Origin of the sequence: Microbacterium sp. ZKA21 (assembly GCF_050434165.1) — a bacterium.
Classification (GTDB): Bacteria; Actinomycetota; Actinomycetes; order Actinomycetales; family Microbacteriaceae; genus Microbacterium.
This window is the reverse complement of sequence record NZ_JBNPVV010000002.1, coordinates 26,693-40,230: the sequence shown is the minus strand read 5'-3', so window position 1 is coordinate 40,230 and position 13,538 is coordinate 26,693. Positions and strand designations below refer to the sequence as shown.

The following is a 13,538-nucleotide window of genomic DNA, read 5'->3' as shown; positions in this document are numbered from 1 at the left end:
CGCTGGTGCATTCCGCCCAGATAATGCACGATTTTCCGCGATTTCCGACAAGATAGAGGGGACTGCCCTACAAAGAGAGGTCCCGATGCCCGACGGACAGGTGCTCGAGTTCGACCGGGTCACGAAGCGCTTCAGCGACGTGACCGCCGTTTCCGACTTCTCGGGACGCGTCGAGCCTGGCGTCGTCACCGGCTTCCTCGGCCCGAACGGCGCAGGCAAGACGACGACGCTGCGGATGCTGCTCGGCCAGATCCGTCCGTCCTCCGGCACCGCGACCATCGGCGGCGCGCAGTACGCGGATCTGAAGCACCCGGCGCGTGTCATCGGCGCGATGCACGAGGACCCCGGATTCCGTCCCCGTCGCTCGGTCGAGCGCCACCTCGTCCTGGCGGCGAAGGCGAACGGCATCGCCGCATCGCGCGTCGCCGAGGTGATCTCGTTCGTCGGACTCGACGGCGAGGCGGGCACGCGCATCGGTGCACTGTCGCTCGGCATGCGTCAGCGCCTGAGCGCCGCGACGGCGCTGCTCGGCGATCCGGGCGCGCTCGTGCTGGACGAGCCGGCCAACGGCCTGGATCCCGAGGGGATCCGCTGGATGCGCATGCTCATCCGCGGACTCGCCGACGAGGGGCGCACCGTCCTGGTCTCCTCGCACGTGCTGAGCGAGGTCGAGCAGGTCGCGGACGAGATCCTGGTGATCGCGCATGGACAGCGCAAGTTCGCCGGCTCTCTCGCGTCGTTGGCCGATCCGACTTCGGGTCCGGTCGTGGTGGATGCCGCGGATCGTGCCGGCCTCACGGCCGCATTGACCGCCGCCGGTTTCGAGTTCGAGGTGCTGCGCTCCGGCCTCACCGTGCGCGGCAGCGATGCGAGGACCATCGGAGCCGTGGCCGCTGAAGCGGGCGTCGCCCTCAGCACTCTGCAGCAGCGCGGCCCGACCCTGGAGGACGTCTTCCTCGATCTCGTCAACGATCGGCCCGTCCAGCTGCGTCAGCCGGAGGCTCCGGCTGCGCTGGCAGCCGTGCCCGCTGGTGCGGATGCCGCGGACGAGGCGCCGGTTGCGGATGCCGCGGAGACCGACGCCGGAGACGTGACGGATGATGCCGTCGACGCCGGTACCGAAGAGGTCGTTGCGTCCGAGGCCGTCGCGGAGAACGAAGCCGATGCGGAGAACGCAGCGACCCCGGACATCGAAGCGACCGCTGACGCCGGAGCAGCCGTGGAGCCCGAAACGGTCGCGGAGGGCGACGAAGCGATCGACGGTGATGCAGCCGCTATCGCGACCGGGGCCGACGTTGACACCGACACCGACACCGATGAGGACTCCGCTGCCGGATCCGAAGCACCGATGACGTCCGCCTCGATCGATGCGGCGCCGATGTCCGCGACCGAGACGACCGTCGCCATCCCGATCATCACGGCTCACGATTCGACCGCCGACGGCGACGAGGACGACATCACGGCCGACGAGATCCCCTCGTTCGTTCCGGTCTCCGCCGGCGAGGACCGCCCTCTTCCCGGCACCTCCGGGCTCGCGGCAGCCGCGGCCGGGCTCTCGCAGACGGGCGACACGACTCCGAGCCCCGCGATCTCGAGCGTCTGGGCTTCGATCATCGCCAGACGACCGCTGGACGGGTCCGCCGACGACGCGCAGCCGGAATCCGACACCCCGGCGGAGGCGTCGGCCGATGAGACGCCCGCCGACGGATCCTCCGCCGACGTGACAGTGGCCGAGCACACTCCGAGCGACGAGCACGTCAGCGGAGACTCCCCCGCTCACGCGTCCGTCGCCGATGGTGAGCCCGCCGATGAGACGCCGACCGACGAGCACGCCGACGAGGCTTCGAACGACGCGCCCGCCGCGGGCCAGGAGCCGGCCGACGACGCGTCGGCCGAGGATTCGCCGGCCGAAGACGCACTCGCGGAGGAATCCCCGGCCGACGAGTCGGAGCACGCCGAGCACATCCCCGAAGACGCACCGTCATCCGAGGAGTCGGATGACGAGGCATCCGACGTCATCTCCTCCGTACCGGAGGGCGAGAGCGCGCCGGAATCCGAGGGCGAGCACCAGGAGCACCCGCGGTATTGAGCGTCAGACCGGACGCGGCCGGATCACCGGGCGGCTCTTGCCCTTGACGACGGGGATCGGCGCGGTCGCGACGATCTCGACGACGTCGGCGAGCTCCTCGGTCGCATCCAGCCGGAGGGCCTGGGTCAGCGCCAGTCCGTGGCGCGTCGTGAAGATCAGCCGCTGGTACAGCTCGTCGCCCTCGAGATCGATGACGACGCTGGGTCGCCGACGACGGATGAGCACGAAGTCGGTCGTTCCCGCGCCTTTCCAGGTGCCGGCAGCGAGGATGCCGGGGATGTGACTCCCCGGGCTGGGAACGCCGCGCAGCCAGGTCCAGGCGTCCTCCGTCAGCTGCACCTTGGTGATCGTGTCGCGGGCGACCCGGATGTTCTCACGGTGGAACGACGCGGCACGCTCGACGGGCGAGAGCACGACCTCGAGCTGCGTCTGATCCAGCAGCAACGTCACCATGCCACTCAGTCTGCCAGCGTCCTCCTGCGAGATGTCTGCGACTTGCTCACAGGACGGCAACGATCCTGTTGCGGACGCTGCACTCAGGCCCGCGCGGCAGCGGATGCGGCCGCCGGCAGCGCCGCTTCGATGTGTGCCAGTGCGGCGTCGTCGTGCGCGGCGGTGAGGAACCATGCCTCGAACACGCTCGGGGGCAGGGCGACGCCCTGCTCGCGCATGCTGTGGAAGAACGGCGCGTAGCGGAAGGCCTCCTGCGCCTGCGCCTCGGCGTAGTCGCGCGGGGCGTGCGCGGCGAAGGCGACGCCGAACAGGTTCCCCGCTCGGGGCACGGCGTGCACGACGCCGGCAGCGGTGAGTGCGGCATCGAGGGCATCGGCCAGGCGGGATGCCGCGGCATCCACCCGTGCGTAGACCTCCGGTGTCGCGAGCCGCAGCGTCGCGAGCCCGGCGGCTACGGACAGCGGATTCCCGGACAGCGTGCCCGCCTGATAGACCGGGCCGAGCGGCGCGAGCAGATCCATGATCTCGGCGCGGCCCCCGAGCGCTGCCAGCGGCATCCCTCCGCCGACGACTTTGCCGAAAGTGATGATGTCGGGCAGGTAGAGGTCTCCGGCCGCAGCCTGCAGCCCCCAGAATCCGGCCGGGTGCACGCGGAACCCGGTGAGCACCTCATCGAGGATCAGCAGGGCGCCGTGCGCGTGCGCGGTGTCGGCGAGGAACGCGTTGAAGCCAGGCTCTGGCGCCACCACGCCCATGTTCGCCGCGGCCGCTTCCACGATGATCGCCGCGATGCGGTCGCCGTGCTCGGCGAAGACCTGCTCGATCGCCGCACGGTCGTTGTACGGCACCACGAGGGTCTGCGCGGCGATCGGAGCGGGGACACCGGCCGACCCGGGCAGAGCGAGGGTCGCGACACCGGAGCCGGCGGCGGCCAGCAGGCCGTCCGAGTGCCCGTGGTAATGGCCGGCGAACTTCACGAGCAGGTCGCGGCCGGTGGCGCCGCGGGCGAGACGGATCGCCGTCATCGTCGCCTCGGTCCCGGTGGAGACCAGCCGGACGCGCTCGATGGGAGCGTGCTCGCCGACGCGAATGCGGTCGACGATCAGGCGAGCGAGTTCGACCTCGCCCTCGGTCGGCGCACCGAACGAGAGGCCGCGGGTGGCGGCATCCTGCACCGCTGCCACGACCTCGGGATGCGCGTGGCCGAGCAGCGCCGGACCCCACGACGCCACGAGGTCGATGTACGTGTCGCCCGCGGCATCCGTCACCGTCGCGCCCTGCGCGGACGCGAGGAAGCGCGGTGTCCCGCCGACGGAGCCGTACGCGCGTACCGGGGAGTTCACCCCGCCAGGCGTCACCGCGCGGGCGGCGTCGAACAGGTCGTCATTGCGGTCTGTCATGCGTGAATCCTTCAGGTCTGTTCAGCGCCCGCGACTCGAGAGCCAGCCGGCGGCCTCGGTCGCCCAGTACGTGAGCACCGCATCGGCGCCAGCGCGGCGGATCGACAGCAGCGACTCGAGGATGGCCGCCCTGCGGTCGATCCAGCCGTTCGCCGACGCGGCCTCGATCATCGCGTACTCGCCGGAGATCTGATATGCCCAGACAGGAATATGCACGCTGTCGCGCACCTCGCGCAGCACATCGAGGAACGACATCGCCGGCTTCACCATGACGATGTCGGCACCCTCGGCCTCGTCGATCAGCGCCTCGCGGATGCCTTCGCGACGGTTCGCGGGATCGAGCTGATAGGTGCGGCGATCCCCCGTCAGCTGCGAGTCGACCGCCTCGCGGAACGGACCGTAGAACGCGCTGGCGTACTTCGCCGCGTAACCGAGGAGAAGGGTGTCGGTGAAGCCTTCGGCATCCAGCGCGTGACGGATCGCGCGGACCTGGCCGTCCATCATGCCGCTGAGCCCCAGCAGCTGCGAGCCGGCTCGCGCCTGCGCGAGCGCCATCGCGGCGTACCGCTCGAGGGTCGCGTCGTTGTCGACGGCGCCGGACGCATCCAGCACACCGCAGTGCCCGTGGTCCGTGAATTCGTCGAGGCACAGGTCGGTCTGCACCACGAGCGCATCGCCCACCTCGGCGACGAGAGCTGCGGTGGCGACGTTCAGGATGCCGTCCGGATCGTCCGCGCCCGAGCCGATCGCATCGCGCACCGCCGGCACGCCGAACAGCATCACGCCCCCGACACCGGCCTCGGCGGCATCGACGGCCGCGCGCCGCAGGGAATCCAGCGAATGCTGCACGACCCCGGGCATCGACCCGATCGGAACGGCCTCGTTCACGCCCTCACGGACGAACATCGGCAGCACGAGCTGCCTGGGCAGGACATCGGTCTCGCGGGCGAGGCCTCGGACGGCCGTCGACTGCCGCAGCCGACGCGGGCGGATGTCGGGAAAGCTCACGGTGCGAACTCGTCAGCCGCATGCGGGAGGGTGAAGTGCGAGACGGCCTCGATGAGGGCATCCACGGTCTGCTTGTCAGCGACCACCTGGATCGAGAGCCCTGCCTTGCGGGCGTCCTTGGCGGTCCGCGGACCGATCGCGGCGAGGAGCGTCTCCTCCGGGATCTCGGGGAACTGCTCACGGACCTGCTGCGCCACCGAGCCGCTCGTGATGAGGATCGCGTTGATGCGCCCGCTGTCGACATCCCGACGGATGCGATCCGTCACCGGGACGCCGACGGTCCGGTAGGCGACGACGCTCGAGACGTGGTGACCCGCCTTGACGAGCGACTTCGACAGCACGGGCTTGGCGATCTCGCTGCGCAGCGTCAGGATGCGCCGCGGCGTCGGCTCGAGCGCGATGAGCTGCGCGGCCATGCCTTCGGCGGAGTTGTCCTGCTCGGGGACGAGCGTCACTTCGTAGCCGGCCGCCTGCAGAGCCGCCGCCGTCGTCTCGCCGACCGCGGCGATCTTGGTCTTCTTCGGAATGACCGCGCGGTGCGCGAACAGGACGTCAACCGTCGTGGCGCTCGTGATGGTGAGCCAGTCGAACTCGCCGGCGGCGAGCTGCTCGAGTGCCTCGTCGAGCGCGGCCTGGTCGTTGGTCGGGCCGAAGTTGATCAGCGGCGCGACGACGGGCACGGCGCCCTGCGAGCGGAGACTGGCGGCGACGCCGTCGCCCCACGGGCCTCCTCGCGGGACGAGGACGCGCCAGCCGGCCAACGGCTTGTCATGCTTCGATTCGGGTTCGGTCATCAGGATTGCTCTCGGGGAACGAGGTCGGCCGCCCCTTGTTCGAGCAGCCGACGGGCGACAGACAGCCCGATCTCACGTGCTGTGTGCATCGGGTCCGCACCATCGGCAGCATCCGCACCATTGCCACTGCCGTTCAGACGAATATACCCCTGGTTCAGCGGCTCGGTGACGTCGAGCCCGATCCGCCTGCTGCCGTCGACCGCGTACACGACCGTGCGGATCCGCACGGAACCGCCGTCCACCAGGGCGTGCGCGGCCATCGGCGCCTGGCATCCGGCATCCAGACCCTCCAGGATGCCGCGCTCCACCGCGACCGCCAGATGGGTGTCACGATCGTCCAACTCGGCGAGGGCCGAGAGCAGGTCGGCCGGGGCATCCGCTCTGGTCTCCACGGCCAGTGCACCCTGCCCCGGAGCGGTCGGCCACTCGGCCAGCCCGAGTTCCTCCCGGTGCAGACGCGTCTCGCTGCCGAGGCGCGACAGTCCGGCGGCGGCGAGGATCACGGCATCCAGTTCACCCGATTCGACCCTGGCCAGCCGGGAGTCGACGTTGCCGCGGATGTCGACGACCTCGGCGCGCGGCGCGCGGCGGCGCACCTGCGCGATGCGCCGCGGCGACCCGGTGCCGATCGTCGCCCCTGGCCGCAGGTCCTGCAGCGGCGTGGCGCCGCGGGTGATCGCGACATCGCGGGCGTCCTCGCGCGGCGGGGTCGCGGCGATCACGAGACCGTCCGGAATGGCGGTGGGCAGGTCCTTCAACGAGTGCACGAGGAAGTCGCACTCTCCCGCGAGCAGCGCCTCGCGCAACCGCGTGGCGAAGATGCCCATGCCGCCGATCTCGGACAGCGAGGCGCGGTTCGTGTCGCCTTCGGACACGATCGGAACGAGCTCGACCGGACGGCCGGAGATCTTCTCGAGTGCTGCGGCGACATGGCCGGATTGCGCCCTCGCAAGGGCGCTTCGACGGGTGCCGAGACGGATCGGGTTCGTCATCGCAGACCTACTGCAGCACGTCCGCGATCTCGTCGAAGCGCAATCGCCGCCCCGTGTAGAACGGGACCTCCTCCTTCACGTACCGGCGGGCGTCCGTGTAGCGCAGATCGCGCATGAGGTCGACGAGTTCGGTCACGTCGTCGGCTTCGAGCGGCAGGATCCACTCGTAGTCGCCGAGCGCGAAGGCGGCGACCGTGTTGGCGATGACGCCCGTGAACGCCGCACCCTTGCGACCGTGGTCGGCGAGCATCTTCCGACGCTCCTCTTCGGGGGCGAGATACCACTCCGGCGTGCGGACGAACGGGTACAGGCACAGCCAGTCCTTGGGCTCGACACCGCGGAGGAACCCGGGGACGTGCGCACGGTTGAACTCGGCGTCGCGGTGGACGCCCATCACGTTCCAGACCGGGATCAGCGTGCGCAGCAGCTCGGTGCGGCGCAGGCGCCGGAGCGCCTTCTGCAGCTCCTCGGCCGTGGGTCCGTGGAGCCAGATCATCAGGTCGGCGTCGGCCTTGAGACCGGAGACGTCGTAGAAGCCGCGGATCGTGACGCCGGAGTCCTCGATGTGCTCGGCGATGGTCTCGAGCTCGGTCGCATCGGTCTCGAGGACCGGAGCGTTCGGGTTGCGCCGCCACACCGCCCAGAGGGTGAAGCCGGATGGGGATTCTTCGCTCAGCTCGGACATGCTTCCAGTCTGCCCCTTTCCCGGGGGCATCGCTAATGCGTGACCGACGCCGTCGTCACCGCGAGAGGGCCCTGGCGACGACCCAGACGAGAGAACCGGCCACCGCGGCGAGCCCGACGGCTGCGGCGATCGCGCCGACCGGGTTCCGGTCGGCGAAAGCGCGCGCCTTGACGGCCGCCTCCTTCGACGCCTTCTCGACGCGGCGCGGCACATTGCCCTTGACCTCGATGGCCGCCAGGGCGGCCTTCAGCTCGGCACGCGCGGACTGCACCGGATCGGCGAGGCCGACGGGAACCGCCGTACGGGGAAGCGGCTGCGCGGAGTTGGTCAACTGCTCAGAATTCGTCATCACCGGCGTCCTTCACGAGTCGGATGTCCTTCGCGACGGCCTGGCCGGGGTTCTCCCTGGCCATGACCTTGCGGAACTTCAGGATGCCGAGCAGCGCGAACACGAGCACGGCGAGGATCAGGATGCCGATGACCGCCAGCGCGGACAGCCAAACGGGCCACCACGACGACAGGCCGGCCACCGCGAACACCAGGATCATGGGGACCAGCCAGAACAGGAAGAACAGGGCGACGAGGAACCAGACGCTGCCGATTCCGGCATCCTTCGCGGTGCGCGAGATCCACACCTTGGCGGCGTCGATCTCGGCCTTGACGAGGTTGCTGACGAGGTCGGGCAGGTCGCCGAGCAGCGTCAGCAGGCTGTCGTCCGCGCGGTCGCGGTATCCGCGCACCATGTCACTTGCCGTTCTGGGACTTCGTGGCGGAGGGCTTCGCGGTCCGGGCCTTGGCGGCCGGCTTCTTCTCGGTCGCCTTCTCCTTCGCCTCGTCCACGGCGTCCTCGGCCGCGTCGGAGACCTGTTCCACGACGTCCTTGCCGGTCGCGATCGTCGCGTCGAGCTTCTCGCCCGGCGTGCCGGGGCCGGTCGCGGTCTTCGTGAGTCTGACGACTCCGTTCCAGACGGCGCCGGGGATCGCAGCGGTCTTCTCGCCGACGAAGCCCTTGACCTTGGTGACCTGATCCTGGACGGGATCGAGGTTCCAGACCTTCAGCCACTGCGTCTTGATCTGCTCATAGCGCTCGCGCCCGGCGCGTGTGCCGAGAACGTATCCGACGCCGAGTCCGACGACGAGTCCGATCTTCCCCTTCATGGGGTCTCCTCACGTTGTTCCGGTCGGGCCGCACGCGTTCGATCCGCGGGCCAGGAGTTCCAGCGTAACCCCATATGCCGTTTTCGGCATCTACTTGTCGGAGGGGTTGACACGGGGCGTCCGATCGGCTTCGGAATCAGTCCCAGAGCAGGTGCCGGCGAACCCGATCGGCCTCTGCCGTGGCATCGGGCACCACCTGAGCGAGACCCGTCCCGGCCAGCCAGGCGCCGACGACCGCGAGCCCTGGTACGGCCTGCACCGCCATGCGCGTCGCCGCTCGTCGCTCGGCGGCGCCGATCAGCGACGCGGGCTGCGACTGAGTGAAGCGTGCGCGGTGGGCACCGACCAGCTGCGCGTCCGACAGTTCGACGCCGAGCATTGCGGAAGCCTGGTCGAGGGCGAGACGCGCCGCTGCGTCGTCGTCCAGGGCGGCGGTCGCCGCCGGCTCCCCCTGCGACCCGAACGAGACCCGGACCACGTGACGGGCCCCTGCGGCTTCGCGCAACCACGCCCACTTGGCCGTCGCGTGGGTGAGCGCCTTCGCCATGAAGCTCCCGGGCACCGTCAGCACGCCCGTTCCGCGCGGAGCCGCATCCAGGGCAGGAGCGTCCAGCAGCAGCGTGACGATCTCGATCTCCGGGGATGCTCCGGCATCGCCGAGACCCGAGACGTGTCCGTCGAGCAGCGCTCGAGCGGCTCCCTCGGCCGTAGCGATGATCACGGCGTCCGCCGACAGGCTCTCCTGCTCCGGCTCGGAATCGGATGCCGCGGCATCCGGCTCTTCGGCATCCGCGTCCGCTGTGAAGACGACCATCCAGCCGACTCCGTCCCGCGTCAGCGATTCGACCGCAGCGCCAGTGCGCGCGAGACCGCCGAGCTTCTCGATGTCGGCGTGCAGCGCGTCCACGAGCGTGCTCATCCCGCCGACCAGGCCCTCGACGGCGGATCCGGGCGCCTTGTCCTTGCGGGCCGCCTGCTGCTGCCCCGTGAGCGCATCGACCGCGCCGCTGAGCGAGCCGACGCGGGTGAGCGCGGCGTTGAGTCCGGGGGCTGCGACGTCGACGTCGACGTCGTCCGGGTGCGCCGAGTACACGCCCGAGACGACCGGCGCGACCAGGCGCTCCAGCACGCGCGCTCCCATGCGCGAGCGGACCAGCCGGCCGAGGCTCCGCTCGTGCCCGATCGTCAGCGGTGGACGCAGGCGATCGACGTACGCACGCCAGGCGCCGCGCCATCCGATGATCTGCCGCACATCATCGACGAACGGATTGGCCGGGATGCCGAGGATGCCGCCCTTGGGCAGCGGCGACGGCTCCTGGCCGGGGACGCCGGCGAGCCACGCGCCGCCGGCGGCGGGCGTCTGCACGCGGTCCGCCAGTCCGAGTTCGCCGACGAGCTTCCGCACGTGACCCCCACGGGTCGCGTAGCTCTCGGCCCCGGCATCCAGCCGCACGCCGTCGATATCGGCGCGACGGACGGCGCCGCCGAGCTCGTCTGCGGCCTCCAGGAGCGTGACCCGCATACCGAGCTTCACGCACTCGCGCGCGGCGACGAGCCCGGCGACCCCGCCGCCGACGACGACGACGTGCCGTTCGGCGGCGCGTCCGGCGAGCTCGGGTTCGGGGTGCGCGGTCATGAGCTGTGGACCAGCTCGACGATCCGGGTCAGCTGGTCGGGGTCGGTCTCGGGCGGGACGCCGTGTCCGAGATTGAGGATGTGCGCGCGGGCGGCGCGGCCGCGCTCGAGGACATCGCGCACGTGCGCCTCCAGCACCGGCCATGGGGCGGACAGCAGTGCAGGGTCGATGTTGCCCTGCACGGTGACGTCGGCGCCGAGGATGCCGGCGGCCTCGTCCAGGGGCTGGCGCCAGTCGACGCCGACGGCGTCCGCCACGCCATCCAGTCGCATGTCGGCGAGGAAGGGACCGGTGCCGACACCGAAGTGGATGACCGGGACGCCGAGTCCGTCGACGGCGGCACGCGAGTGCGGAGCCACGAACGTCCGGTAGTCGGCAGGGCTGAGCGAACCGGCCCAGGAGTCGAACAGCTGCACCGTGGCGGCACCGGCATCGCGCTGCGCCTCGAGGAAGCGGCGCGAGATCCGCGACAGCCAGCCCGCCAGGCGGTGCCACGAGTCGGGGTCGGTGTGCATCATGGCGCGGGCGCGCAGGTGCTCTTTGGAGGGGCCGCCCTCGACGAGGTACGCGGCGACCGTGAACGGCGCGCCGGCGAAGCCGATCAGCGGGGTGTCGCCGAGCTCGGCCGTCGTGATCCGCACTGCCTCGGCGATCGCCGTGGTGTCGAGATCCTGCGGATCGATCGCCGTGATGCGGTCGACATCGGCGACCGTGCGCACCGGATCGGCGAACACCGGTCCACGACCGGGTTCGATCACGACATCGACACCGGCGAGGCGCAGCGGGATGACGATGTCGCTGAAGAACACCGCGGCGTCGACCCCATGACGGCGCACCGGCTGCAGTGTGATCTCGGCGGCCAGGTCCGGGGTGAGGCAGGCATCCAGCATCCGGGTTCCGACCCGAAGCTCGCGGTACTCGGGAAGCGAGCGGCCGGCTTGGCGCATGAACCAGACCGGGGCGGTCGCCGGTCGGTCTCCGCCAAGCGCGCGCAACAGCGGGGCAGTGGGTGCAGGCATGCCTCCATCCTCCCATCGACGAGCTTTGTGTCCGCCTGAGAGCGCCGCGCTTTCGACACGGCGTAGAATCTCTCTGTGCTGCTGTGTGTAACGGCGAGTCACAAGACCGCCTCCTTCGACATGCTCGAACGATTGAGCCGCACCCCTGACGACGTCGCGCCGCATCTTCTGGCGATCGCGCCGTGCGTTCAGGGGGCCGTGGTCCTTTCGACGTGCAACCGCTTCGAGGCGTACGTCGAGATCGACGAACCGGTCACAGCCGCCGGCGCCGTCGGCGTCGAGGCGGTGCTCGAAGCGATCGAGCAGTCCTCCGGCATCCCGGCATCCGATCTGGACGGATCGTACGCCGTGCACTCCGGCCGTCGCGTGGCCGAGCACCTGTTCGCCGTGGCATCCGGACTCGAATCGGTCGTCCCCGGCGAGGGCGAGATCGCCGGACAGGTGCGCCGCGCGCTGACCTCCGCACGCAAGGAGGGCACGACCTCCCCCGAGCTCGAGCGCCTGTTCCAGCGCGCCAGCCAGGCCCAGCGCAAGGTCAAGAACGTCACCGCGCTCGGCCGCGCCGGCCGCTCGCTCGTGCGGCTCTCGCTGGAACTGGCGGACAGCCGCATCGCGGACTGGTCCGCTGAGCGCGTTCTGCTGGTCGGCACCGGCGCGTACGCGGCCGTCACGCTGGCGACCCTGCGCGAACGGGGTGCGCAGAACATCTCGGTGTACTCGCCGTCCGGCCGCGCTGAGCTGTTCGCGACCAAGCACGACATCACACCGGTCTCCGACGCGGACTACGCACGGGTCGCGTCGCGCTCGTCCCTGCTGATCACCTGCACGACCGCAACTGAACCGGTCCTCGGGCCGGACCAGCTGCAGGCGCCGACCGGACCCGTTGCCGTCGGATGCCCCGTAGGCCCCCATTCCCAGCTCGTGATCGACCTCGGGATGCCGCGCAACGTCGACCCCGCGATCGCCGAGCTCGAGGGCGTCGCGCTGCTGGATCTGGAGACCATCCGGCTGCACGCGCCGCTGGAGGAGCTGCAGGCGACGGATGCCGCGCGCAGCGTCGTCCGAGAGGCCGCTGACACCTTCCACGTCGTCGGCCGTCAGCAGAGCGTGACCCCGGCTGTCGTCGCCATGCGGTCGCACATCTTCGCGCTGCTGGAAGCCGAGATCGACCGAGCCAGGGCCCGTGGCGATGAGGACGGCCGTGTCGAGCAGTCGCTGCGTCATCTCGCCGGCGTCCTGCTGCACACCCCGACGGTACGGGCGCACGAACTGGCGGCCGAGGGACGCGCGGACGACTTCATCGCCGCCCTGGGCACGCTGTACGGCATCGCGCCGGTCGCCCCGGCATCCGAAGAGGCCGCGAGCGCCTGAGGCGGCACTGCACGGCCTGACCGGTTCCGTCGACGCACCGATCTGCGGCCAGCCGGCGGTCAGTCGGCGACGAGCGATGCGATCGCTGCACGCACAACGGGAAGATCGACGTTGAGGGTGGCCCACACCGCGTCGTAGTCGGTCGCCTCGTAGTGATGCGCGAGCCGATCGCGCATGCGCTTGATGCTCGACCAGGGCACCTGCGGGTTCGAGAGCATCACTTCATCGCTCAACCGCGCGACATTCTCACCGATCTTGATGATGATCGACTCGGCCGCAAGCCCAGGCGTATTGAGGTCGTCAGAGACGTACCACTCGTGTCCGCGGGCAGCGAGTCGCGTGCCGTTGTCGCACAACCGCACGATCTCGCGCAACGACCGTTCGTCCCTATCGCTCACGCGGCCACCGCCGACCGGAGGATCGGATGATCAGCGGGGAGGCCTCCGTCTGTGACCACGTCGACCGGGACGCCGAGCAATTGTTCGGCGGCGAAGGCGAACTCGGCGATCGTCAGCAGGCCGACGTCCGGCGAGCGGGTGACAAGGAGATCGAGGTCGCTCTGCGCAGTGTCCGCGTTCTGCCCCGCCGAGCCGAACACGCGCACGTTGCTGAGGCCGTATTCCGCGGCGAGCTCCTTGAGTGCGTCGCGATGCTGTTCGAGCGCTTCATGAGGCAAGGGGCGCATCGCCGACCGCAGTCTGTCGACCATTGCCGCCGACGGATTCCGGCGCCCGGCTTCATAGGCGGCGATGTTCGGCTGCGCGACGCCGCTGCGCACGGCGAGCTGTCCCTGGCTGAGGCCGGCTCGCTCGCGGAACTCGCGCAACGTGTCACCCATATCATGATGATATCGCGTGGACGGATCCTCGGAAAGAGTGGGCAGAGCGCGTCGGACTCACCCGCCGCCAGACTTTCACGCGTGCGACAGCCGAC

15 protein-coding genes are annotated in these 13,538 nt (G+C 70.3%); 2 read left to right on the top strand and 13 right to left on the bottom strand.

The annotated features are described in order from the left end of the window. Positions 1-85: 85 nt before the first annotated feature. Positions 86-2,089: an ATP-binding cassette domain-containing protein gene (locus tag M2317_RS04540; protein ID WP_429457748.1), complete on the top strand. Its 2,004-nt coding sequence runs from the start codon at positions 86-88 to the stop codon at positions 2,087-2,089. 3 nt (positions 2,090-2,092) lie between these two features. Here M2317_RS04540 and M2317_RS04535 read toward each other — a convergent pair whose 3' ends face one another. The 11 genes from M2317_RS04535 to hemE all read right to left on the bottom strand — a co-directional run bounded on the left by M2317_RS04535 (position 2,093) and on the right by hemE (position 11,234). Then, the gene (locus M2317_RS04535) at positions 2,093-2,542 is read right to left on the bottom strand and encodes a hypothetical protein (RefSeq protein ID WP_429457746.1); all 450 of its coding nucleotides are present in this window, start codon (positions 2,540-2,542) and stop codon (positions 2,093-2,095) included. 83 nt (positions 2,543-2,625) lie between these two features. Beyond that, positions 2,626-3,942 carry a glutamate-1-semialdehyde 2,1-aminomutase gene (locus M2317_RS04530; RefSeq protein ID WP_429457745.1) on the bottom strand — a complete coding sequence of 439 codons (1,317 nt, stop codon included), beginning with the start codon at positions 3,940-3,942 and terminating at the stop codon, positions 2,626-2,628. A gap of 21 nt (positions 3,943-3,963) precedes the next feature. Beyond that, complete coding sequence (hemB, locus tag M2317_RS04525) at positions 3,964-4,950, bottom strand: porphobilinogen synthase (protein WP_429457743.1); 987 nt, start codon at positions 4,948-4,950, stop codon at positions 3,964-3,966. Continuing rightward, the gene (locus tag M2317_RS04520; RefSeq protein WP_429457741.1) at positions 4,947-5,744 is read right to left on the bottom strand and encodes a uroporphyrinogen-III synthase; all 798 of its coding nucleotides are present in this window, start codon (positions 5,742-5,744) and stop codon (positions 4,947-4,949) included. The genes hemB and M2317_RS04520 overlap by 4 nt, the downstream gene beginning before the upstream one ends. Further along, entirely contained in the window at positions 5,744-6,736 is a 993-nt protein-coding gene (gene hemC / locus M2317_RS04515; protein WP_429457739.1) for a hydroxymethylbilane synthase, read from the bottom strand. The genes M2317_RS04520 and hemC overlap by 1 nt, the downstream gene beginning before the upstream one ends. A gap of 7 nt (positions 6,737-6,743) precedes the next feature. Next, positions 6,744-7,421, bottom strand: coding sequence for a hydrogen peroxide-dependent heme synthase (gene hemQ / locus M2317_RS04510; protein ID WP_429457737.1), 678 nt, complete (start codon positions 7,419-7,421; stop codon positions 6,744-6,746). 55 nt (positions 7,422-7,476) lie between these two features. Next, positions 7,477-7,770 (bottom strand): hypothetical protein, encoded by a 294-nt coding sequence (locus M2317_RS04505; RefSeq protein ID WP_429457735.1) that lies wholly within the window; start codon positions 7,768-7,770, stop codon positions 7,477-7,479. Further along, on the bottom strand, positions 7,757-8,164 hold the full coding sequence (locus M2317_RS04500) for a phage holin family protein (protein WP_406248550.1): 408 nt from the start codon (positions 8,162-8,164) through the stop codon (positions 7,757-7,759). Before M2317_RS04500 ends, M2317_RS04505 begins: the two co-directional genes overlap by 14 nt. Position 8,165: 1 nt before the next feature. Then, positions 8,166-8,579, bottom strand: a complete 414-nt coding sequence (locus tag M2317_RS04495; RefSeq protein ID WP_429457733.1) for a hypothetical protein — start codon at positions 8,577-8,579, stop codon at positions 8,166-8,168. Between the two features lie 136 nt (positions 8,580-8,715). Beyond that, positions 8,716-10,215 (bottom strand): protoporphyrinogen/coproporphyrinogen oxidase, encoded by a 1,500-nt coding sequence (locus M2317_RS04490; protein WP_429457731.1) that lies wholly within the window; start codon positions 10,213-10,215, stop codon positions 8,716-8,718. Continuing rightward, complete coding sequence (hemE, locus tag M2317_RS04485) at positions 10,212-11,234, bottom strand: uroporphyrinogen decarboxylase (protein WP_429457729.1); 1,023 nt, start codon at positions 11,232-11,234, stop codon at positions 10,212-10,214. Before hemE ends, M2317_RS04490 begins: the two co-directional genes overlap by 4 nt. A 75-nt stretch (positions 11,235-11,309) precedes the next feature. Here hemE and M2317_RS04480 point away from each other — a divergent pair, with 75 nt between their 5' ends. Beyond that, positions 11,310-12,605, top strand: a complete 1,296-nt coding sequence (locus M2317_RS04480) for a glutamyl-tRNA reductase (protein ID WP_429457728.1) — start codon at positions 11,310-11,312, stop codon at positions 12,603-12,605. A 59-nt stretch (positions 12,606-12,664) separates the two neighbouring features. On the opposite strand, the gene M2317_RS04475 is transcribed toward M2317_RS04480, so the two are convergent. Both M2317_RS04475 and M2317_RS04470 read right to left on the bottom strand, forming a co-directional pair. Beyond that, complete coding sequence (locus M2317_RS04475; RefSeq protein ID WP_429457726.1) at positions 12,665-13,003, bottom strand: HepT-like ribonuclease domain-containing protein; 339 nt, start codon at positions 13,001-13,003, stop codon at positions 12,665-12,667. Then, positions 13,000-13,443, bottom strand: coding sequence for a helix-turn-helix domain-containing protein (locus M2317_RS04470; protein WP_429457724.1), 444 nt, complete (start codon positions 13,441-13,443; stop codon positions 13,000-13,002). Before M2317_RS04470 ends, M2317_RS04475 begins: the two co-directional genes overlap by 4 nt. Positions 13,444-13,538 lie beyond the last annotated feature (95 nt).